General features: G+C 65.2%; 25 protein-coding genes and 1 tRNA gene. 13 read left to right on the forward strand and 13 right to left on the reverse strand.

Going from position 1 to position 20593, the window contains the following annotated elements; translation table 11 throughout:
- The first annotated feature begins 8 nt into the window (after positions 1 to 8).
- Positions 9 to 347, forward strand: coding sequence for a phenylpyruvate tautomerase MIF-related protein (locus tag ACXIQ9_RS06600; protein WP_459016141.1), 339 nt, complete (start codon positions 9 to 11; stop codon positions 345 to 347).
- A 5-nt stretch (positions 348 to 352) separates the two neighbouring features.
- On the forward strand, positions 353 to 778 hold the full coding sequence (locus tag ACXIQ9_RS06605) for a hypothetical protein (protein WP_459016142.1): 426 nt from the start codon (positions 353 to 355) through the stop codon (positions 776 to 778).
- A gap of 4 nt (positions 779 to 782) precedes the next feature.
- On the opposite strand, the gene ACXIQ9_RS06610 is transcribed toward ACXIQ9_RS06605, so the two are convergent.
- Positions 783 to 1079: a hypothetical protein gene (locus ACXIQ9_RS06610; RefSeq protein ID WP_459016143.1), complete on the reverse strand. Its 297-nt coding sequence runs from the start codon at positions 1077 to 1079 to the stop codon at positions 783 to 785.
- Positions 1080 to 1104: 25 nt separating this feature from the next.
- Positions 1105 to 1536: a secondary thiamine-phosphate synthase enzyme YjbQ gene (locus ACXIQ9_RS06615; protein WP_459016144.1), complete on the reverse strand. Its 432-nt coding sequence runs from the start codon at positions 1534 to 1536 to the stop codon at positions 1105 to 1107.
- A gap of 45 nt (positions 1537 to 1581) precedes the next feature.
- On the opposite strand from ACXIQ9_RS06615, the gene ACXIQ9_RS06620 reads away from it, so the two are divergent.
- Complete coding sequence (locus tag ACXIQ9_RS06620) at positions 1582 to 2100, forward strand: hypothetical protein (protein WP_459016145.1); 519 nt, start codon at positions 1582 to 1584, stop codon at positions 2098 to 2100.
- Here ACXIQ9_RS06620 and ACXIQ9_RS06625 read toward each other — a convergent pair.
- The 3 genes from ACXIQ9_RS06625 to ACXIQ9_RS06635 are packed head-to-tail and all read right to left on the reverse strand — an operon-like array spanning position 2097 to position 3872.
- A complete protein-coding gene (locus tag ACXIQ9_RS06625; protein ID WP_010317708.1) occupies positions 2097 to 2279 on the reverse strand; it encodes a hypothetical protein in 183 nt (60 codons plus the stop codon). The two genes, ACXIQ9_RS06620 and ACXIQ9_RS06625, sit on opposite strands and share 4 nt — an antisense overlap.
- Positions 2279 to 2845, reverse strand: a complete 567-nt coding sequence (locus tag ACXIQ9_RS06630) for a hypothetical protein (RefSeq protein WP_459016146.1) — start codon at positions 2843 to 2845, stop codon at positions 2279 to 2281. The genes ACXIQ9_RS06625 and ACXIQ9_RS06630 overlap by 1 nt, the downstream gene beginning before the upstream one ends.
- A gap of 10 nt (positions 2846 to 2855) precedes the next feature.
- Positions 2856 to 3872, reverse strand: a complete 1017-nt coding sequence (locus ACXIQ9_RS06635) for a lysozyme (RefSeq protein WP_459016147.1) — start codon at positions 3870 to 3872, stop codon at positions 2856 to 2858.
- A 105-nt stretch (positions 3873 to 3977) separates the two neighbouring features.
- Between ACXIQ9_RS06635 and ACXIQ9_RS06640 the strand changes: the two genes are divergently transcribed.
- The 4 genes from ACXIQ9_RS06640 to ACXIQ9_RS06655 all read left to right on the forward strand — a co-directional run bounded on the left by ACXIQ9_RS06640 (position 3978) and on the right by ACXIQ9_RS06655 (position 5728).
- Positions 3978 to 4157 (forward strand): hypothetical protein, encoded by a 180-nt coding sequence (locus ACXIQ9_RS06640; RefSeq protein WP_459016148.1) that lies wholly within the window; start codon positions 3978 to 3980, stop codon positions 4155 to 4157.
- Positions 4158 to 4248: 91 nt separating this feature from the next.
- Entirely contained in the window at positions 4249 to 4485 is a 237-nt protein-coding gene (locus ACXIQ9_RS06645; RefSeq protein WP_459016149.1) for a hypothetical protein, read from the forward strand.
- Between the two features lie 429 nt (positions 4486 to 4914).
- On the forward strand, positions 4915 to 5160 hold the full coding sequence (locus ACXIQ9_RS06650) for a DUF1651 domain-containing protein (RefSeq protein ID WP_459016150.1): 246 nt from the start codon (positions 4915 to 4917) through the stop codon (positions 5158 to 5160).
- A gap of 334 nt (positions 5161 to 5494) precedes the next feature.
- Positions 5495 to 5728: a hypothetical protein gene (locus ACXIQ9_RS06655; RefSeq protein WP_247478936.1), complete on the forward strand. Its 234-nt coding sequence runs from the start codon at positions 5495 to 5497 to the stop codon at positions 5726 to 5728.
- Here the strand turns inward: ACXIQ9_RS06655 and ACXIQ9_RS06660 are convergent.
- Positions 5725 to 6798 (reverse strand): calcium:cation antiporter, encoded by a 1074-nt coding sequence (locus tag ACXIQ9_RS06660; RefSeq protein ID WP_459016151.1) that lies wholly within the window; start codon positions 6796 to 6798, stop codon positions 5725 to 5727. The two genes, ACXIQ9_RS06655 and ACXIQ9_RS06660, sit on opposite strands and share 4 nt — an antisense overlap.
- Positions 6799 to 6979: 181 nt before the next feature.
- On the opposite strand from ACXIQ9_RS06660, the gene ACXIQ9_RS06665 reads away from it, so the two are divergent.
- Positions 6980 to 9190 carry a cation:dicarboxylate symporter family transporter gene (locus tag ACXIQ9_RS06665; RefSeq protein ID WP_459016152.1) on the forward strand — a complete coding sequence of 737 codons (2211 nt, stop codon included), beginning with the start codon at positions 6980 to 6982 and terminating at the stop codon, positions 9188 to 9190.
- Between the two features lie 107 nt (positions 9191 to 9297).
- Positions 9298 to 9441, forward strand: a complete 144-nt coding sequence (locus ACXIQ9_RS06670) for a chlorophyll a/b-binding protein (protein WP_010317717.1) — start codon at positions 9298 to 9300, stop codon at positions 9439 to 9441.
- Positions 9442 to 9520: 79 nt separating this feature from the next.
- Here ACXIQ9_RS06670 and ACXIQ9_RS06675 read toward each other — a convergent pair whose 3' ends face one another.
- Complete coding sequence (locus ACXIQ9_RS06675; RefSeq protein WP_459016153.1) at positions 9521 to 10195, reverse strand: hypothetical protein; 675 nt, start codon at positions 10193 to 10195, stop codon at positions 9521 to 9523.
- A 61-nt stretch (positions 10196 to 10256) separates the two neighbouring features.
- Here ACXIQ9_RS06675 and ACXIQ9_RS06680 point away from each other — a divergent pair, with 61 nt between their 5' ends.
- Positions 10257 to 11411: a sirohydrochlorin chelatase gene (locus ACXIQ9_RS06680; protein WP_459016154.1), complete on the forward strand. Its 1155-nt coding sequence runs from the start codon at positions 10257 to 10259 to the stop codon at positions 11409 to 11411.
- Positions 11412 to 11778: 367 nt separating this feature from the next.
- Positions 11779 to 12132, forward strand: a complete 354-nt coding sequence (locus ACXIQ9_RS06685; RefSeq protein WP_363159436.1) for a DUF2811 domain-containing protein — start codon at positions 11779 to 11781, stop codon at positions 12130 to 12132.
- Between the two features lie 8 nt (positions 12133 to 12140).
- On the opposite strand, the gene ACXIQ9_RS06690 is transcribed toward ACXIQ9_RS06685, so the two are convergent.
- Together ACXIQ9_RS06690 and ACXIQ9_RS06695 are read right to left on the reverse strand one after the other, a co-directional pair.
- Positions 12141 to 13760, reverse strand: coding sequence for a GMC oxidoreductase (locus tag ACXIQ9_RS06690; protein WP_459016155.1), 1620 nt, complete (start codon positions 13758 to 13760; stop codon positions 12141 to 12143).
- 59 nt (positions 13761 to 13819) lie between these two features.
- Positions 13820 to 13896: transfer RNA gene (locus tag ACXIQ9_RS06695), tRNA-Met, on the reverse strand.
- A gap of 73 nt (positions 13897 to 13969) precedes the next feature.
- On the opposite strand from ACXIQ9_RS06695, the gene ACXIQ9_RS06700 reads away from it, so the two are divergent.
- Positions 13970 to 14617, forward strand: coding sequence for a transaldolase family protein (locus ACXIQ9_RS06700; RefSeq protein WP_459016156.1), 648 nt, complete (start codon positions 13970 to 13972; stop codon positions 14615 to 14617).
- Here the strand turns inward: ACXIQ9_RS06700 and ACXIQ9_RS06705 are convergent.
- The 4 genes from ACXIQ9_RS06705 to ACXIQ9_RS06720 are packed head-to-tail and all read right to left on the reverse strand — an operon-like array spanning position 14614 to position 17171.
- A complete protein-coding gene (locus ACXIQ9_RS06705) occupies positions 14614 to 15588 on the reverse strand; it encodes an asparaginase (RefSeq protein ID WP_424163900.1) in 975 nt (324 codons plus the stop codon). The two genes, ACXIQ9_RS06700 and ACXIQ9_RS06705, sit on opposite strands and share 4 nt — an antisense overlap.
- Position 15589: 1 nt before the next feature.
- Positions 15590 to 16102 carry a CGLD27 family protein gene (locus ACXIQ9_RS06710; RefSeq protein ID WP_247478925.1) on the reverse strand — a complete coding sequence of 171 codons (513 nt, stop codon included), beginning with the start codon at positions 16100 to 16102 and terminating at the stop codon, positions 15590 to 15592.
- A gap of 12 nt (positions 16103 to 16114) precedes the next feature.
- Positions 16115 to 16543 (reverse strand): ribosome silencing factor, encoded by a 429-nt coding sequence (gene rsfS, locus ACXIQ9_RS06715; protein WP_459016157.1) that lies wholly within the window; start codon positions 16541 to 16543, stop codon positions 16115 to 16117.
- Positions 16536 to 17171 (reverse strand): DUF3318 domain-containing protein, encoded by a 636-nt coding sequence (locus tag ACXIQ9_RS06720; protein WP_010317727.1) that lies wholly within the window; start codon positions 17169 to 17171, stop codon positions 16536 to 16538. Before ACXIQ9_RS06720 ends, rsfS begins: the two co-directional genes overlap by 8 nt.
- Before the next feature lie 125 nt (positions 17172 to 17296).
- Between ACXIQ9_RS06720 and carB the strand changes: the two genes are divergently transcribed.
- Positions 17297 to 20590, forward strand: coding sequence for a carbamoyl-phosphate synthase large subunit (gene carB, locus ACXIQ9_RS06725; protein WP_459016158.1), 3294 nt, complete (start codon positions 17297 to 17299; stop codon positions 20588 to 20590).
- The last annotated feature ends 3 nt before the right edge of the window (positions 20591 to 20593 follow it).

Raw genomic sequence — 20593 nt, forward strand, 5'->3', positions numbered from 1 at the left:
GAGCTGCGATGCCCCTGATCAACGTGCGCACGTCCCTGCCTGAGCTGGCCGATGCCGCCGGGTTGCTCAAGGACCTTTCGGCGGCCCTGGCCAAGCAGACGGGCAAGCCGGAGTCCTACGTGATGACCCTGCTGGAGACGGCGGTGCCGATGACCTTCGCCGGCAGTAGTGATCCCTGCGCCTACGTCGAGATCAAGTCGATTGGTGCCCTCAAGCCCCCGGCGATGACTGCGGCCTTCTGCGATCTGATCGAAGCGCGAACGGGCATCCCGGCCAATCGGATCTATGTGGCCTTCGAGGATGTCAAAGCCAGCAGCTGGGGCTGGAACGGCAGCACCTTCGGCTAGGGCTGATGGAACGTCTGAGCGGCCTACTTCCCCTGGCCTTGCTTCTGGTCTGGGGGTGCACGCCCTCTCCCTCCTTGAAGCGCCTGGTCTGCAGTGGACCCGGCCGCCAGGAGGTCGTCTTTGATGCGCGCAGCGGCCGCCTCTATGCATTCATTGAGCCCCTGAACGCCTACCGGCCGACCCCGGAGCTGCGCTTCTCGGTGCAGACCACCTCTTCCCTGCGGGGTGATGAGCTGCGGATTGAGACGCGGGTGGGTGAGTTCAGCCGTGAGGGTGACGCCTCCAGCTGGCGGGCCGTGGATCCCCCGGTGGGCAGCGATGAGACCTTCAACCTCAAGAGCCTGACGTCCCAGCTGCGGATGGTCTCGGATCGGCCCGTGCGGCCCGTCGACAAGGAGGGCCGTTGCGAGCTCGCCCCCCTGCAGACCTGAGGACCTACTCCAGCCCGGCGCGCACCTTCTTGACCGCCAGACCGGCTTCGGTGGCAGTGCCGCCGGCCAGCAGCAGCAGGCCGATCAGGCCCACCAGTTGGTTCTGGGCTTCGGCTGCGGGTTCAGCGTCCTGGCCCAGCATCGCTCCGGCGACAAACCAAGCGGTGGCCAGGGCCGAGGTGATCCAGTAGGCCTTCCAGCGCCGTTGGTAGAGGTAGCCCGCTCCCAGGCCCGGCACCACGTTCAAGAGCACCGCCACCCAGCCGGCGGAGGCGGCCAGGATCTGTTCGCGGCTGGGCATGGCTGGATGTCGTTGGGCGCAGACCCTAGGCAATCCACTGCAGGGCGACCGTTCGCTGACGCGGCCCGTCCAGCTCCACCAGGATCACGTCTTGATACGTCCCCAGCACCGGTGTCCCGTCCTGGACGGCCACCATCACCTGGTTGCCGAGCAGCAGCGCCTGCAGGTGGGCGTGGGCATTGCGGGGTTCATCGGCAGGGATGTTGGGCCGAAGCTCGAGGTCGTTGTGTTTCCAGGGGCGCTGGGCAGGGGCGATCTCAGCAAGCCAGGCCTCGAGGTCCCAGATCAGACGCTCCTCTATCTCGTTGATGATCACGGCCGTTGTGGTGTGCTGCCCGCTGATCAGCACCGTTCCGTCCTTCTCCCCTTGCTTGGCGATGAAGCGCTCCAGGGCTTCGGTGAGAGCGATGCACTGAAAGGGGCGTTGTGTCGGGATCTGCAGGCGTTCAACGGTCATCGCGGCACCCTCTGGCTACGGTCAGCATGAGCGGTGGCAGGGGCGATGGAGCGTTGGCGGTCCTGCCCAGCCCTGGCTGACAAAGACGAGGCTTTTCTGGCGGCCGTCGCGGACTCTCTCGTTCAACTCGAGGCCCTCTCTCCAAAGCAACGCCACTGTCTGGCGCTCTTCAAAGCTGCCGAGTTGGTCAATGCCTTGATCCAGATCAAGGAGCGCCGTGAAGCGGAGGATCGAGTCGGCCCGGAATTGGCCCAGCGCTCCTTTGCTCTGGTTCGTTCTGTCATCCGCAACCGCAGCCTTCCCTATGCCGGCAGCGAGAGCCAGTGCCTCAGGGATCCGCAACTGACGGCGGTCATCGATGAGGGTTGTCGTTTGTTCCATCTCGGCAAGACGAACAAAGAGCTCTATCAACAAGCCTTAGCCCTCTCGGCGGCCCAGTGCCTGGCCTTGCAGGATCAGCTCGGGCCAGCACTGGATCAGTACCTCCAGGGGGCGGGACTGGAGCTGCCTGAGACGTTGATCGCATCCGTGCGTGCGAGCTTCATCGACGCCTACCGCAGCTAGCGCCGTTTGCGTTTATCCCGCTCGCGTCGGTTGGCCTTGCGGGTGCCGCCGTATTGATAGCCGGGCTCTTGGCTCTGGCGTTGCCAACAGGCCGGACAGGCGAAGCGCCAGCTGCCGCTGGCCTGCGTGCGGATTCGGTAGTGCAGCTCCCCGCTCTGCAGGCAGAAGTCGCAGTTCATCAGCTCTCGCTACACCACTCCTCGATCGAATCGATCTCGCTGTTCTCCGTGAGCTGCGCCTCAAGAAACGCCTGCAGGCTGCGCCGTTCCTCTTGATTCAGGGGGCTGGGCTCGAAACCAGGATCGGTTGCGAACACAATCCCCTGCTGCGCCTTGCGCAGCAGGCTGACCTGGTCGTCGTTGAGCGTGTAGAGCAGGTTGGTTTGATTGATCCGGCTTGACTCGACCTTGATCTCAGCACCGTCGACGCTGATCTGGTGGAAGGGCTTGACCGTTGGGAAATAGCTCTTGGCCGCCTTCGGCGGTGCGATGGCGCTCAAGAAGGTGTTGTTGCCAAGAAACAGCAAGCTGATCTCCAAGCCCCAAAACCGGTCGCGTTTGACCCAGACCTTCAGTGGGGCTTGTCCGGGGCGTTGGATCCAACCCCACCCCGGGGGAATGCAGTCCAGCTGCTCAAGGCTGAAGCCGCTCTCGGCGACCTGCTCTGGTTTCGCCTCAGCCTGACCAGCCATGGCGATGGCGATGGCCAGGGCCATGGCGGTGTTTCGAGCGAACTGCCTCAGCATGGATCCGGTCTCAATGCTCCAGGGTGCCAGGGCGGTCTGGGGAGCTGAATTCCATCCACCAGCCGCTGCCGGGACCCTCGACCAGCCAACGCCGGCCCCAGTTGTGCTCGGAGTAGCGCTGCGCCCGGCCGCTGCCGAGGGCAGTGCTGACGTAGCCGCCGCCCACGAGATCCGCCTCGCCGTTGGGGTCGTGCATCAAGAAGGTGCGGCTGCTGGGCTCCCAGCCCACGACCACACTCCAGTGCCCCACGCCCGTGGGTTGCTCCACTGGCCCGAGGTGCAGCCAACCCACCGGTGCCGGGATGCCGCGTTCCAGCTGGTCAATGAGGTCCTGAATGGTTCCGTCTTGGCGGAAGTGGGCCGTCAGCCCGCAGGCCTCGATCGCCAGCAGTTGGGCAGAGGCCTCCGTGCTTTCGCCATAGCGCTGGACGATCGCGAGGTACTGGTCGTCGATCTGGCCGCTACCGCTGAAGCAGCCCGGCCGCAGAAACTCCACCGCCATGGCGCAGCTGGAGCTGAAGCACATCCGCGGGCCGTGCGCCGTGGCGCTGTTGTTCTGGCAGCAGTAGGGCACCGCCAGGGCAGTGGCGCTGTGGCGTTCAGCGTGTCGGATCTCGGCGGCGCGGCGCTGGATCAAGCCTGGCAGGGGATGAATCCAGCGGGGCAGTTCCTTGCGGATCACCAGTCCTGCGGGCTCCCCGGCCAGCAGTCGTCTGCGCAGGGTCGAGCGCCCCAGGGCTCCGGCACCGACGTTGAAGCAGAAGCTCAGCAGCGCATCAAATTGCCCCTGGTTCAGGGGCACGCCCGCCAGCAGCGTCTTCACGGCCCGACTGCTGTCCTGTAGATCGTCCAGCAGCCAGCGCTCGGCCTGCTCCTGACTGATGACCAGCCCAGGCCGGACCTCGGCGCCGGTGTGGCCGTAGCCAATGGTCCAGGGCTCTGCGCCGCTGCCGGGATCGGGGTAGGCCACGAGCCGGCAGCCCTCGAGGCGTTTGAGCAGGTTCAATCCGGCGGCGCTGATCTCCATGGGAGGGGGTTTAAAGACCCCAAAGGGTTCCGGCTCCCCTGGCTATCGATGTTGCAGACGGGGCCCATCCCGGCCCTGCAGCATGCTCCGAGCGAGCGCAGCGCCATGAGTCCGATCTTTCCCTGCCGCGGTTGCGGGACCTTCATTGAGCGCTCCACCCAGCACTACCGCAGCGTCAAAGGTCAGGTGCTCTGCTCGAGCTGTCTGGATGCCCAGACGGTGGCTGGAGCGACAGTCCTGCAGCGTCTCAAGGCGAAGTTGGTTCGCTCGTTTCAGCTGAAGTGAGAGCGGATGTCGCCTGGGCGGTTATCTCGTCCTGGCCGCCTCGCGCCAGCAGATTTCGGATCCATAGGGTTGCGCCAGTCACACCCGAGCGATGAGCGAAGCGAACGACAGCCAGCAGAACTGCGGCGGCAAAAAGAAGGCGATGCTCGTCTACGGCGTGGCTCAGATCTCGGCCACGGTCGTCTCCGCTATCGCCCTGGCCTCGATCGCCGTTGGCGTCTGCGCGCTGAAGCAAGAGAGCAAGCTCTTCAACGGATGTGTGGAAGAGGTGGTGGCCGAGGGCAAGACCAACGCCCAGGCCGTCCGCTACTGCAACGGCGGCAACTGATCGTTTGTTTTTCATAAGGTCCGCCGCAAACGCGGTGGTGGCCCCAGCGCTGACCGGCTCCGCTGGCCAGCGCCCTTGGTTTGCCCTTGTTCTGTCGCCCAGGGGGAGTTAGGGCGGGGGTAGCTGCCAGCTCCAGATGCCGGAATCACGCATCGCGCACACGGCGAAGGGTTCAACCCTGGATGCGTTGGGGGGGAACTTCTTCAGGGTCTGCGACCCGCAGGGGCACTGCCAATCCGTCGAAGGCCTGTGGAACGCCGAGGAGGTGCTCCGGCGCAATGAGAGACCCAGCACCACGAAGCGCAATTGCCTGATGCCCAAGCCGATCAGGCGACCTGTGGGCGAGTGGTGAGCCGCTGATCCCTGCGCCTGGCCCCTTGCAAAACCCATCCCGCTGTAGTACACCTGTACTCTGCTTGTGGTGGATTGATGGAGGAGGCTTGGCTGCAGGATCCCAGGGCCGGTTGGCAGGTTCGCTTTCACAAGGACCAGCGCACCTGGGGCCGTGAGACCTGGGTGTTTGTGGACACGGGTAAGGCCATGCCGGACCACCTGCCCCTGCTGAAGGAGCGCTATCACCTGCGTCGCGCCGATGCCCGGGTCCTCTGGGAAGGCTTGATGGCCAAGGGTTGGCTCAAGACGCGCCCCGCCTGGGGCGTCTATGCCGAGCCGTAGGCAAGAAAAAAGCCCCGCCGAAGGCAGGGCTAGGGGTCAGGAACGATCCGGGCGTCTGTCCTCGTTTCGACTCCGGATTGGAGTTCCTCACTCCTCACACGACAGAACTATCCCGCCCGAGCAGCCGGAGGCAAGTCGCCTGTGTGCGGAGCTCTGACTGCCACTCTCCGGGGAGGCGCCATGAAAAAAGCCGGTCACCAGTCCGGCTTTGTTCTCCCTGTGCTTGCCAAGGCACACAACAGTCATGGCTCAACTCGGTGGCCAGGCGCGATGAGCCGAAGTACCTGAATCAGCAGGGTCCCGGAACCCTCCGGTGTTCAGTCACGGAACACCGATGGACTCACGCCGTTTAGTCGTCTGGATCTCCGCTGGGATCTTGAGCTTCCAGGGCTTCGCTCTGGCCTTTGATCTGCTCAATTGCACCGCCCTGACCTGGGTGCAACTGCATCGCTCGGTTCCCCTGGAGCCCTGCAGACGTCCCAATGGCCGGATTGATGCCGCGGTCAACCATGGTCTGAGCGTGCTGGCTGGTTTAGCCCTGGGCAGTCAGTCCAAGCCGGCTCCTTAGATCACCTGCAGCGCGATCCAGAACACGAAGACCACCAGAAGCATCAGGCCATCCAGTTGGGTGAACTTGCCAAGGGTTGGCCTGATCAAGAGCAGCGTCAGTCCCAGCAGGACCATCTCGAGGGGATCAAGTCCAAGGATCACCTTGGTTCCGGTGAGTTCCCCAATCAGTAGGACCGCAGGCACGGTCAGGCAGAGCGTGGAGAGCACCGAGCCATAGAGGGTGTTGAGGGAGCGCTGCACTTGTCCCCTTGAGGCGGCTCTGAGGGCGTTGAGTGCTTCAGGGGCCAACACCAAGAGGCCAACCAGCGTGCCGCCAATGGCGCTGCGCAACCCGAGTCCATTCAGGCTGGCCTCAATCAGCTCGCCCATGGACTCCGCGTTGATCACGAGAATCAACAGCCCAGCAGCGAGCCAAGCCACCGCCGGGGCAACCTCTGGGATGCCCTCATGGCCGCCATCCGCTGCCCCGAGCCATTGGCGTTGCTCGCGGCTTTCGGTGAATAGCCCGCGGTAGCTACCGGTTTGAAAGGCGATAAAGACGCTGAAGAGCCCAAGAGCCGCACCAATCAGGACCACATTTCCGGGGCCGTTGAAGTTGGCTTCTGTGGTTTGGGTGGTGAAGTTCGGAACGATGAGCGCCAGAACACTGATGGTCGTAATCAGGTTCACGTAGGTGATGCTCCCGCCGATGTTCATGGCCGCCAGATCACTGTCTTGCAGGGGCTCCCGCAGCGTTTTCTCCTGTTCTCGAGCGGCCTCAAAGACGCTGATGCCCTTGATTCCGGTGAGGGCGATCATCAGCACCGCGAACATCGAATCGCGGGCCAGGGTTGGGTTGGCCTCTCCGCTGCCCATGGTGCTGGCAATCAGGGCGAGCTCCACCACCACGGCTGAACCGGTCAGGATCAGCGTTCCAAACGGTTCCCCCAGCCGAATCGCCAGGGCATCGGCGTAATGGACCACCCGCAGGGCGAGCAGCAGGATGACCCCTCCAAGCCCAGCTAGACCCAGCAGCAGGGAGAGGACACGTCCCTCCAGCAGCCAGGGCAGGAGGTTCGTGGCGTGCAAGCCGATCAGCGTGCCCGCACCGAGCAGCAACACGACGAAGGACGTTCGCCGTTCCCTAGTTGGTGACTGTTCCACATCCACCAACTAGCCAGAGACCGGCTCTTTAAACAGTTGCGAGGCTGCGGTTGGCGATCTCGCGGCCTCTGCGCATCCTGCAGGCAGGGCAGGACTTGGGTGTGTGGTGAGGATCGATCGAGGGGGCGCCTGGCTCGCTCCGGTGCGGCTGTTTCTGCGCCAGAACCTGGCCATTCAGATCCTGGAGGGCCTGGTGGCCGGGATCCTGGTGGGCCGGCTGCTGCCCGCCTCGGCCCTAGCGCCGTTGAGTGGCCTTGGGGATGGCTTCATTCGGCTGTTTCAGATGCCGGTCCTGCCCTTTTTGAGCGTGTCCTTGATCGCCGGGGTGGGGCGCCTGCAGTTCGCTCAGGCCAGCCGGCTGCTAGGCCGCTCGGCCCTGGTGCTGATCGGCTTTTGGCTGGTGGTGCTGCTGGCGGTGTTGCTGGTGCCCTTGGGCTTCCCCAGCTGGCATGACGCCTCGTTCTTCAAGCCGAGTCTGCTGCAGGCCCCCAAGCCCCTGGACCTCACCGAGCTCTTCATTCCGGTGAACCCCTTTGCGGCCTTCGCGGAGACGCAGATCCCGGCGGTGGTGCTGTTCTCCCTGGCGCTTGGCATTGCCCTGATCGCCGTTCCAAAACGGCAACCGCTGATCGACGTCTTTGACCGGATCGCCGAGGCCCTACTCGGCATCTCCGCCTTTGTGGCCCGTTTCACCCCGCTTGGGGTGTTCGCGATCCTGGCGACAGCCAGCGCCTCGATCGAGAGCTCTCAGCTGCCGCGACTGGCGGTCTATGTCGTGCTGCAGGGCGGGATCGCGCTGCTGCTGGCCGGCTTGTTTTTGCCCCTGGTGATTGCCGGGGTGACGCCGATTCCGGTGCGCCAGCTGCTGCGCAGCTTCCGCACCCCACTGACCATCGCCTTTGCCACCGCGAACATGCTCGTGGTGCTGCCGATCTTGGTGGAGCTCTCCAAAACGCTCCTCTACGAGGCCCGTGCGGCGCACCTGGCTCCAGGGGTGAGCGAGCAGGAGCTCAAGGATCAGGTGGACCTTCCCGTTGAGGTGCTGGCGCCGCTGGCCCTGGTCTTTCCGGACATGGGGCGCCTGCTCTCCCTCGCCTTTGTGCCCTTTGCCGGTTGGCTCACGGGCAACTCCATCAGCCTGCAGGAGATGCCGGGCTTCCTGCTGACGGGTCTGGCCAGTGCCTTCCTTGAGGGGATTTTGGCGATGACCTTTCTGCTGGATCGGATGGGCCTGCCGAGCGATCTGGTGCAGCTCTACATCGCCATTGATCAACTGGCAGTGGCGCGTCTGGGCACCCTGCTGGCCTGCATGAGCGTCATCGCCCTGGTGATCATTGGCACCTGGGTGTCGCTGGAGGGGTTCCCCAAGCGCTTCAGGCGTCTGGTGCCAGCGGCCACTGCCCTGGCGGTCTTCCCGGGATTTGTTCTCTTGAGCCGTGTGGGCTTCCAGCTGCTGCCCAAGCCGGTCAATAGCGCCCGCGACCAGTTGATGCACCAGGACTTTGCCCTGGCCAAGGGCCGCGCCCCTGTGGTGCAGGGCTGGTCGCCCGTGGATCAGCCAGGGGATTGGCAGGCGATTCGCCGGGCCCGAGCGATTCGCTACTGCGTCCATGAGCAGGACTATCCGATGGCCTATCGCAATGCGGATGGCGAGCTGGTGGGAGCCGATGTGGAGATGGGGATGCTCTTTGCCAAGCAGATGGGCCTCAATCCCAGTTATGTCCTGATCGACCGGATTGGCAACGCGAACGACCCGCGCCCTGATGGGCTGCAGGCCCTGGAGCGGGGCTACTGCGACCTCAAGCTCTCCAGTGACGTCATGGCGCCGATGCAGGCGGCCCGCACCCGTTTCACCGATGCGCACCTGACCTACGGCGTTGCCCTGCTGATCAAGGGCTCAGCCCTGAGCAGCAAGCGCCAGTGGAGTGATCTGGTGGAGGTCCAAGGCCTGCGGGTGGGCCTGGGGTTTGAAGCCCCGTTCCTACTGCGCCTCGTTGCCGGCTGGTTGCCCCAGGCCAAATTCATCAGCTCCCAGGGGACCGATGCATTGCTGAAGGCGCTGCAGGAGGGCCGGCTGGATGCGGTTTTGGTGACTGCGCAGCAGGGGGCGTCCTGGAACGTGCTCCAGCCCAACCTCACCTTGTTGGTGCCCCAGCCGCTGAAAAGTCTTCCGGCGGCCCGGCAGTTGCCGTGGAAGAGCGCCGCCTTGGCGGGTGTCTGGAATGCCTGGCTGCGCTTCCAGGAGATGGATGGCACACGTCAGACGGTCTACCGCCACTGGGTCGAGGGCATTGAGCTCCGCAAGGACAAGTCCTGAGGCCAGGGAGTGCCGCTTGAAAAGCACGGGAAACCGTCGCCCCCAATACCCCCAGGTCGCTTCACAAGGCTTTACAGTTCCTACACGTTTCGTAACGACGCCTTCCAATGGCTGACTCCAACACCCGTTTCGGCTTCGTCGCTTTCGCTGAGACCTGGAATGGCCGCCTGGCCATGATGGGCTTCGTGATCGGCCTGGGCACCGAACTGCTGACCGGCCAGGGCATCCTGACCCAGATCGGCCTCGGCTGATCCCGTCGTCATCGACAAATGAAAGCCCCCGGTGCACTGCACCGGGGGCTTTTTGCTGTCTGGAGCGTGGAGCGCCCGCTCAGGGCTGCCAGTCGGCAGCCGGGGGTTCCTTGTCGCTGTCCTTCAGGGAGGGGAAGAGCTCGCGAATCGCTGCGGTCAAGGTGGAGCGGGCCTCCTGGCGGAAAGCCTCAGCGGCATCGGCCGGCAGGACGGGATAGCTGGTCTCGCTGTTGCCATCCCCGCGCAGGGGTTTCCAGCTGGTCTTCTCGTTGCGCTTGAGCTCCTCGAGCACATCGACGAAACTGAACTGGGCCATGCGTCCGGCGGCGGCCGCCTTGCTGGCGAGCTGCTCGCGCACAGCGATCAGTTCCTTGGCCTTGAGGGTGTCGGGCAGACCCAACACGGGCTGGTAGTAGTCGATCGCCCGCAGTTCCTCCTGCAGCAGGATCGGCCAGGCGGCCACTTCGCTCTCACCCAGGCCAGCGGCGCTGTCGCTGCTGGCCATGGCATCGCGGTAGAAGGCGAGCCAGCGGTAATAGGACTTGTCCTGGAGCTTTTTCTTCTCGGCCTTGCCGGTGACGATCTTGGGCAGGGCTGCCTCAGCCTTGCGCAGGAAGATCCGGTCCTCGCGCTCCAGGTTGATGGCGCCCCAGCGGTGGCGGTATTCCCAGAGCTCTTCGTATTTACGGCAGTCTTCGGGGCTCCAGCCCAGTTCCTTCAGCTCGCCGGACCGGTGGTTCTCGCTCGTCTGCACGCTTTGACGCTTGGCTTTGGGTCACCCTAGGCCGATAGGGTCAAGGCAGGCAGGCCTTCCCATGACAGACCCCTCGCAGCAACTGGATCTTCAGGCGGTCGACGGCGGTCCGATCGGGGTCATGATCTGCGGCCACGGCAGTCGCAACAAACAGGCCGTCACCGAATTCGCCCAGTTGGCAGAGGGCCTGCGCCGCCAGCTGCCGGATGTACCGGTCGAATACGGCTATCTGGAATTTGCCCGCCCGATCCTGCGGGACGGCCTCGACAGCCTGCGCTCCCAGGGGGTCAAGCGGGTTCTGGCGGTGCCCGGGATGCTCTTTGCCGCAGGCCACGCCAAAAACGACATCCCCTCGGTTCTCAATAGTTACGCCGCTGAGACCGGCCTGCGCATTGATTACGGCCGCGAGTTGGGGGTCGACCTCAAGATGATCCAGGCCGCCGGCGCCCGGATCCGCGAAGCCCTCGATCGGGCGAACGCCCAGGCCGAGGTGCCCCTGGCCGAGACCCTGCTGGTGGTGGTGGGCCGGGGCTCCTCCGACCCCGATGCCAACTCCAACGTCTCCAAGGTGACGCGGATGCTCGTCGAGGGGTTTGGCTTCGGCTGGGGCGAGACCGTCTATTCCGGTGTGACCTTCCCCCTGGTGGAGCCCGGCCTGCGCCATGTGGTGCGCCTGGGCTTCAAGCGGGTGATCGTCTTCCCCTATTTCCTCTTCTCTGGGGTTCTGGTCAGTCGCATTCGCCAGCACACCCAGCTGGTGGCGGTCGACCATCCCGAGGTGGAGTTCGTCGATGCCTCCTACTTAGGGGATCACCCGCTGGTGATCGACACCTTTAAGGAGCGGGTCGAGGAGGTCGTGCGCGGCGAGACCCAGATGAACTGCTCGCTCTGCAAGTACCGGGCTCAGGTCCTGGGCTTTGAGACCGAGGTCGGGGCTCCCCAGCAGAGCCACCACCACCACGTCGAGGGCCTGATCGAGGGCTGCACCCTCTGTGAGCTCGAGTGCACCGGTGCCTGTCAGCCCGATGGCATTCCGATTCCCCTGGGCCACCACCACCATCACGACCACGACCATTCCCACGAGCACGGTCACAGCCACGACCACAGCCACGATCACGGGCATACCCACACCCCCTATCCCCACGCCGAGCACCCCCTCGGCCCGAAGACCCTTTACAAACCGCGTCCCAAATCGGAAGAAAACCCCTCGGAATAACCCCGCTCATCCGTCTCGAATCCAGGCGCGTCCCACGAGACTGGTCCGCATAAGCCCTGCTTATCTTTTCCGGCTTTCCCCAGGGGTCTGAGCTTTTCCCCAGGGGGGATTGATCTTTTCCACAACTTGCGCGACCTGCTTGCGCGCGGTAAGGGCATTCCTGGGGAATGCGCGCTTTCGTCCGCAGGTCGCTTGACAGGGGGATGCCCATGGCTAGGCGACGCCCTGAGCGGTCTGGGAATCAGTCCAAGACCCCAGTCAGCGACTGCTGTCTCAGCCTGTCTCTCCCGCGGTGTCGTGGATGCAACACGCTTTGACGGCGGCTGTCGCTTTGTGGCTTGCTGGTTGGCGTCGCAGGAGTGAATTGTTGGAGCCCAGCCGCTTGAACCACCAGGGTGTTGAAGGCCTGCAAGAGCGAGAGGTTTCCGATCACCCCTTGTTTGGTGAGGACCCGGAGCGGGCGCATCTGAACCGCTGCCTGGAGCAGTCGGAGCCGGCGAGCGATCAGCCCCAGGGGGCGCCTCGAATCAGCCTTGAGGCCGAGGTGCCGGAGGCCCTCTTTGATGGGATGAAGTCCTTCTTGAGCAATCGCCCCGATTGGGATCAGTACCGGGTGATCACCTCAGCCCTGGCTGGTTTCCTGTTCCAGAACGGCTGCAGCGATCAGTCCGTCACCCAGCACTACCTCAACGGTCTGTTCGTCAGCGCAGCTGACTCCTGAGTCCCGCCTCAGAGTTCCCCGCGCTTCAGCGCGGCCGCAGCGTGGTCACAGGCCCTCCAGGTGAGGGCCATTTCTGTGAGGGTGGGGCTCTGCCAGCCGGCGCTGGGCCAGCAGCTGCCGTCGGTCACCAGCAGGTTGGGGGTACGCCAGAGCTGGTTCCAGCGGTTGAGAACGCCCAGCTCTTCCCGTTTCGCCATGGGCGCTCCCCCGAGTTCATGGATGTAGTAGCCCGGTGGGGCCGCCCCCGGTGAGAGGGCCAGGCTGCCCTGAACAAGCGGCTCGATCAGGGGCATCACAAAGAGGTCGGCGAGCGGTTTGATCTGGCCGCCGGCCGACCGCACGACCGCCGCCATCCGCTGGCCCATGTGGTTGACCATGGCCTGCTCGTTCTCGCCCCAGCGGCAGTCGATATGGGCGATGGGAATCCCCCAGGCATCCCTGCGCTCGGGGTGCAGGCTGACCTGGTTGTGGCTTTGGCTGAGGACCTCGCCATGGCCGATCAGGAAGCCCACGGCACTGCCGCGCTCGCGCTGCAGCAGTTGGGGCGGATCAAAGCGTTGGATGCCGCACCAGAGGCCATAGCCCCGTTTGAAGTCCCGTGATTCCAGGGTGTTCGGAATGAAGCAACTGCCCGCACCGGAGAGTTCGCTGATCCCCGCGGCCGGTTGATCGGGGATCGAGAAGAAGCAGCTGCGGGAGATGTGGTCCATCAGCCCCTGCCCGAGCCTGCCGCTGACGTCCTCCAGGCCGCTCTGCTGCTGGGAGTGCAGCAGCAGCCTGAGGCTCTCAATCGTGCTGGCGCAGAGCACCACCAGGGGGGCCTTGGCGCAGAAGTGCTCGCCGCTCTGGCGATCAATCGCCTCGACGCCCTCGGCGCGGCCGCTGGCGCGGTCGATCAGCACGTGGCTGACCACGCTGTTGCTGCGCAGCTCCACCCGGCCGCTGGCCAGGGCAATGGCCAGGGCGCCGCCCTGGGAGCAGGAACGGGGCCAGGGGGTCTGGGCGCTCTTGCTGAGCTCGAAGCCACGGGAGTGGATCAAGGGCAGCTCCAGGTCCCGGCGAATCGAGCGGCCCAGGTGCTCCTCGGCGGGGGTCAGGGGCATTGGCTCCTGGAACTCCCCATCGGGCAGCTGCGGTAGGCCATCCCGCTGGCCCTTCACGGCCAGCAGCGTCTCGAGCTGGCTGTACCAGGGGGCCAGGTCGTCATGGGCGATCGGCCAGTCCTGGCCATGGCCATCCCGGCTTGCTCCCTTGAGCTCGTAGTCGGAGAGCCGAAGGGTGATGCCTCCCCAGGTGAGGCTTTTGCCCCCCACTTGTCTCCCCCTGGTCCAGAGGAAGGGGCGATCGCCTGGGGTGGAGTAGGGGTTGCGCTGCTCATCGACGAACAGCTCCGGGTTGGCCTTCCAGTAGCCCGGGTGATTCGCGGCGATCCGCTGCCGGCCGCTGCTGATGTTGGCCAGGCGTTTGAGGCTGTTGAGGGGCTCGCTGCCAAAGGCCCGCTTGGCACTGAGCTCCGGGCCGGCCTCCAGCACCAGAACCCGCAGGCCCGCCTGGGCGAGGGCCATGGCTGCCACCCCACCGGTGGCCCCGGAGCCGACGACGATTGCGTCAGGGTTGCTAGCAGCCATTAGGGTTTCAGCCATCAAAAAAGCCCCGGCACTTCAGAGAAGGCCGGGGCTTTTGGAGTTGGTGGCGGGGGGCGGATTTGAACCACCGACCTTCGGGTTATGAGCCCGACGAGCTACCAGACTGCTCTACCCCGCGGCGACCCAGAAACCTTACAGCACAGGGGATCCCTCCGGCAATGGAGCCAGGATGGACTCAGCCCCTGACTGCCATGGCACTGCATCTGCTGCTGGACTCGGCCGACCCCAGCGCCTGGGAGCAGTGGCTGCCCACGGGGCTCTTTGGCGGGGTGACGACCAACCCGACGCTGCTGAAGCGCGCGGGCCAGCCCTGCACCCTGGAGAACCTCCGGGTCTTGAGCGAGCGGGCCCTGGCGATGGGTGTGCAGGAGTTGCATCTGCAGGCCTGGGGGGCGGACCTGGTGGGCTGCGGAGCTGCCCTGGCGGCGATCGCGCCCGATCGCATCTGGGTGAAGCTGCCCATCACCCGCCCTGGCCTGGAGGCCGCCCGGGAGCTGCAGCAGCAGGGCTGCCGGATCACCTTCACCGCCTGCTACGAACCCCAGCAGGTGCTGCTGGCGGCGGCCCTGGGGGTGGACTACATCGCCCCCTACCTCGGGCGCATCAGTGACCTGGGCCGCGATGGCCATGGGGAGCTGATCGCGATGCAGCGCTGCATCGATGCCTTGGGTTCGACCCTGCGTCTGCTGGTGGCCAGCCTGCGCAGCGCCTCAGATCTGCCGCGCCTGGCGGCCGAGGGCCTGAACACCTTCACCATCAGCCCAGCGATCGCCCAGGCGCTCTTCAGCGTTGAGGCCACCGATGCCGCGGCGGCCCAGTTTGAGCGCGATGCGCTCTAGTTGCCGTTGTCGAAGCGCAGTTCGCCGCTGACCTCGAGCTTGACCGCGGTGTTGGGCACCAGGAACTGAGTGCTGAGTTCTTCGAGGGTCATGGGCGTGAGCCACTCGAGCTGCTCCATCAGGTGCAGGGCGACGGCCTGCTTGGCGCGGCGGGCTCCGTCCTCCACCTTGATCGCCAATCCCAACCCTTCGCCGACTCGGCTGAGGCATTGGATCCCCTCGGCGCCCCCCTTGCTCAGCACCTGGCCGTGGCTGCTGCGCATCACGGCGGTGTCAAAGCGACCTTCGCCGGCGACCAGGTCGGGGTGGGCCAGCATCGAGCGGCAGAGGCGCTCGAGTTCGGGGTTCTGTCCGGCTCCGAGATGGGCAAAGAGCAGTGCCATCTGAGCCAGCTGCAGTTGCAGTGTCGGTGCCCCGCAGTCATCGCGGGCTGTGATCAGTTCTGCAGCGGGTATCCCCAGCAGCTCGGCGACGCGCTTGAGGACCTGCTGCTGCAGCGGGTGCTCGATCTGGAGGTAGGTCTCCAGCGGCCAGTGCATCTTGCGGCAGGTGGCGAGAAAGGCGGCGTGCTTACCCGAGCAGTTGTGCTCCAGCGGGCTCTGCTTGCCGGCGGGGGTGGGGCACTGCAGCTGCTCGCTTTCGAGGTCGGCCTTCCAGAGGATCTTGAAGGCCTCGCGGGCCTGGCCCGCCTCCCCGGCGTGGGAGGCGCAGGCAATGGCGAGGGCGCGGTCGTCGTGTTGCCCCAGATCGGCCGCTCCACTGCTGACGAAGATCTGGGCCTGGAAGGGCTTGAGCGCGGAGCGGATGAAGCTCAGCTGCTGCGGATCACCAGCGCGCATCAGGATCCGGCCGCGTTGGTCACAGACCACGGCATGGACGCGGTGCAGCGATTCGCCGATCCCGTTGCGGGTGAGGCGCACCTCGAGGGGGGGCACCCCAGGACGGCTACCGAAGCTGCTGGAGAAGGTCATGTCAGAGAGCCTGACAGAGTCCCGTCGAGAGCAAGAGCAGTCCGCCGGTCGCGGCCAGGGCGAGTTGGATCTTGCGCAGGACTGGCTTGACTTCGTGGGTGGCCACCAGCAGATCCTGCTGTCTCCAGGCGAGTGGCTTTTCCCAGACCTGCCCGTCGTACCAACCGGATTCTTCGTACTCCACCTGGGTGGAGGTCAGGCGCCGCAGCACGGTTCTCCAGCCCAGCCACTGGCGCGTCAGCATCAGCAGTGGCACGACGCAGGCGCCGGCGGCTCCGGCGGCGGTGAGGGCTGCGGGGTCGTGGCGTAGGGCGAAGCTGCCGGTCGCCAGGTAGAGCGTCAGCGGCATCGCAATTAACCAGCTCTGGATCAAGGGCTGGGCGATGTTCTGCTGGGCCCAGGCAAAAAACAGGGAGTCCTGCAGTTCCTTGTATTGCTCCAGCGGGCGCTGCTCTGGCGGGACCGGACAGGGCGTGCTGTTGCTGAGCCCCGGCGAAGGATCGCTAGCAGCCATTGCGTGTCCGGCTCAGGCCGGTGGAGCCTCGGCCGAGCCTACGAAGCTCTCCACCTCACCGTGGCCCCAGAAGGACTCCAGGTCGTAGTAGCTGCGCTCCTCCGGGGTGAGGCAGTGCACGATCACCTCGCCGTAATCCAGCAGCACCCAGCGCCCCTCGTTCTGCCCTTCCTTGCGCAGGGGCAGGCGGCCGGTGTGCTCCTCGAGCTTGTCCTCAACGGAGCGGCCCATGGCGCGCACCTGGACATCGGTGAAGCCACTGGCAATCACGAACCAGTCGGCGATCGAGGAGATCTCCTCCACCCGAATCAGAACGATGTCGGTGGCTTTGCGGTCGTCACAGGCATCGGCGGCCAGCAGCGCCAGGGCTTTGCTGTCGTCGAGGTCGAGCCGGGGTCGGTTGGGGTCGGGACTGGGCTTGGCGGCTTGGGCCTCAGCCATAAACGTTCTCGCTGCTCACGGAGTGTCGGGAGCCCTGTTGCTGGGCCATCTCAGCCCGGGCTTTCCCTGCACTCTTGCGCAGCGCCTCCAGGCGGTCCTCGTAGAAGCTGCGCTTTTTCTTCTTGCGGGTCTGCTCCACCAGCTCCTTGAGGGCCCCGCCGAGGCTCTTGTAGGCGTTGGGCAGGGTGTAGCCGAAGCGGCAGGCCAAATCGATCGCCCGCTCATCGGCGGCGATGGCGTCCTGCAGACGCTTCTCGGAGTTGTTCTTGAGATAGAGGCGGTAGCCGGCAAAGCCGGATAGGCCCATGGCCATCAGCAGCAGCAGGCCGTCCTGAACCCAGAGTTCACCGATGGCGCCACCCAGGCCGATGGCCAGGGCCGCCATCTCCCAGCCGTCCCGGGGGACGGAGTCGTTCTGGATGCGGCCGACCTCATGCCAGAAGAGGAGGTTGCGGTGGTCGATGGCCAGGGCATCCCACTTCTGGAGATCCAACTGAACCTCCACCTCATCGCGGCCGATCTCCTCGATGGTGATCAGCGGCGGGTCTGCTGAGGCCGCGGCTTCCACAAACACCCAGCTCTGCATCTCGGGAGGCAGCAGCCCCTTCAGGCGCTGGAGTTCGCTCATGAGGACGCTTCGGCCGTGTTGAAGACAACACTAGCCACGACGGGATCGTTGGCTGGGTCTGGCTTAACAGCAAGGGGTTTCAGCCACGTGAGAGGCTGGATGGGTTTGGCTGCCGGCCCCCTGCTATGCCCCGTCGCACGGATCTGCGTCGCATCCTGCTGCTGGGGTCAGGCCCGATTGTGATCGGACAAGCCTGCGAATTTGATTACTCGGGAACCCAGGCGTGTAAAGCCTTGCGGGCCGAGGGTTTCGAGGTGGTGCTGGTGAACAGCAACCCCGCCTCGATCATGACCGATCCGGACATGGCGGATCGCACTTATATCGAACCTCTCACCCCTGATGTGGTGCGCCGGGTGATCGAGCAGGAGCGTCCGGACGCCCTGCTGCCGACCATGGGCGGACAGACCGCCCTGAACCTGGCGGTGGCCCTCTCCAAGGACGGCACCCTGGAGAAGTACGGGGTGGAGCTGATCGGCGCCAACCTCGAGGCGATTGAAAAGGCGGAAGACCGGGACCTGTTCAAACAGGCCATGGGTCGCATTGGGGTGGGTGTCTGCCCCTCCGGCATCGCGACGACCCTGGAGGAGGCCGAGGCTGTCGGGGATCAGATCGGCAGCTATCCGCGGATCATTCGCCCGGCCTTCACCCTGGGGGGCAGCGGCGGCGGCATCGCTTACAACCCCGAGGAGTTCCGGGCGATCTGCCTGAGCGGCCTGGACGCCAGCCCGGTGAATCAGATCCTGATTGAGCAGTCCCTGCTCGGTTGGAAGGAATTCGAGCTGGAGGTGATGCGCGACACCGCCGACAACGTGGTGATCGTCTGCTCGATCGAGAACCTCGATCCGATGGGGGTGCACACCGGTGACTCGATCACCGTGGCCCCGGCCCAGACCCTGACGGACCGCGAGTACCAGCGCCTGCGGGATCAGTCGATCGCGATCATCCGCGAGATCGGTGTGGACACCGGCGGCAGCAACATTCAGTTCGCGATCAATCCCGCCAATGGCGACGTGATCGTGATCGAGATGAATCCCCGCGTCTCGCGGAGTTCGGCCCTGGCCTCGAAAGCCACGGGGTTCCCGATCGCCAAGATCGCTGCGCGTCTGGCCGTCGGATACACCCTCGACGAGATCATCAACGACATCACCGGCAAGACCCCGGCCTGCTTCGAGCCCACGATTGATTACGTGGTGACGAAGGTCCCCCGCTTCGCCTTCGAGAAGTTCCGCGGCAGCCCCGCCGTGCTTACCACCGCAATGAAGTCGGTGGGCGAGGCCATGGCCATCGGCCGCAATTTTGAGGAGTCCTTCCAAAAGGCCCTGCGCTCCCTGGAGACCGGACACGCCGGCTGGGGTTGCGATCGCCAGGACCCCAGCCCCGAGCGCTCGGACCTCGACCGGGAACTGCGCACCCCTGCACCCGATCGGATCTTTGCGGTTCGCACGGCGATGGTGAACGGCTACAGCGATGCCGACATCCATCGGATCTCCGCCATCGATCCTTGGTTCCTGGCGAAGCTGCGCCGGATCATCGAGAGCGAGCAGCGTCTGCTCAAGGACCAGAACCTGACTGCCCTGGATGCCGCCGCCCTGCTGGAGCTCAAGCAGCTGGGCTTCTCCGATCGTCAGATCGCCTGGGCCACCGGCAGCAAGGAACTGGAGGTGCGCGCCCATCGCCAGAACCTGGGAGTCAATGCGGTGTTCAAAACCGTGGACACCTGTGCCGCGGAGTTCGCCTCCAGCACGCCCTATCACTACGCCACCTACGAGCGGCCGATGGAGCGTCTGCTCGCCGACGGCAGCCTGGAGTTGATCGCTCCGGAGTCCGAGGTTCAGCCGGAGTCCAGGCGCAAGGTGATGATCCTGGGCGGCGGTCCCAACCGGATCGGCCAGGGAATCGAGTTCGATTACTGCTGCGTCCACGCCTCCTTCGCGCTGCAGGAGGAGGGGTTCGCAACGGTGATGGTGAACTCCAACCCCGAGACGGTCTCCACCGACTACGACACCTCCGATCGCCTCTACTTCGAGCCCCTCACCTTTGAGGACGTGCTCAACGTGATCGAGGCCGAGAAGCCGGAGGGGGTGATCGTTCAGTTCGGCGGCCAGACCCCGCTCAAGCTGGCGATTCCCCTGCTGAACTGGCTGCAGTCCCCCGCCGGTCAGGCCACGGGTACCCGCATTTGGGGCACCTCGCCCGAATCGATCGACACGGCGGAAGACCGCGAGCAGTTCGAAGCGATCCTGCGTCGCCTGGACATCCGTCAGCCCCGCAATGGCCTGGCCCGCAGCGAAGCGGAGGCCCGCGTGGTGGCCGAGCGCGTTGGTTATCCCGTGGTGGTGCGCCCCAGTTACGTCCTGGGCGGCCGGGCGATGGAGGTGGTCTACGGCGAGGACGAGCTGAACCGCTATATGAACGAGGCGGTGAATGTCGAGCCGGATCACCCGGTGCTGATTGACCAGTACCTCGAGAACGCCACCGAGGTCGATGTCGATGCCCTCTGTGATGCCACCGGCAAGGTCGTCATCGGCGGCCTGATGGAGCACATCGAACCGGCCGGCGTGCACTCCGGTGACTCGGCCTGCGCGCTGCCCTCGGTCAGCCTGGAGCAGGAGGCCCTGGCCACGATTCGCCAGTGGTCTGAGGCCCTGGCCCTGGCCCTTCAGGTCAACGGCCTGATCAACCTGCAGTTCGCCATCAAGGACGGACTCGTCTACATCATCGAGGCCAACCCCCGGGCTTCCCGCACCGTGCCCTTCGTGGCCAAGGCCACCGGTGCGCCCCTGGCGAAGATCGCCAGCCGGATCATGTCGGGCAAGACCCTCGATCAGATCGGTCTGACCAGCGAGCCCAAGCCGCCCCTGCAGGCGGTCAAGGAGGCGGTTCTGCCCTTCAAGCGCTTCCCCGGCGCCGACTCGATCCTGGGTCCGGAGATGCGCAGCACCGGTGAGGTGATGGGTACTGCCACGAGCTTCGGCCTGGCCTACGCCAAGGCGGAGTTGGGCGCCAGTGAGGCCCTGCCCACCAGCGGCACGGTCTTCCTCTCCACCCATGACCGCGACAAGTCAGCCCTGCTACCCGTCGCCCAGCGCCTTGATCAGATGGGCTTTCGTTTGGTGGCCACCGAAGGCACCGCCCGCGCGCTGGCGGAGGCCGGCCTCAAGGTTGAGCCCGTGCTGAAGGTGCACGAGGGCCGTCCGAATATCGAGGATGCGATCCGCTCCGGTGAGATCCAGTTGGTGATCAACACCCCGGTCGGTCGTCAGGCCGCCCACGACGACAAGTACCTGCGCCGCGCGGCCATCGACTACGCCGTCACGACCGTGACCACCCTGGCCGGTGCCCGTGCCGCAGTTGAGGGCATCGCCGCCCTTCAGGCCCAGGAGATGCAGGTGCGCGCCCTGCAGGACATCCACGGGTAGGGA

The organism is Synechococcus sp. LTW-G, assembly GCF_054459035.1.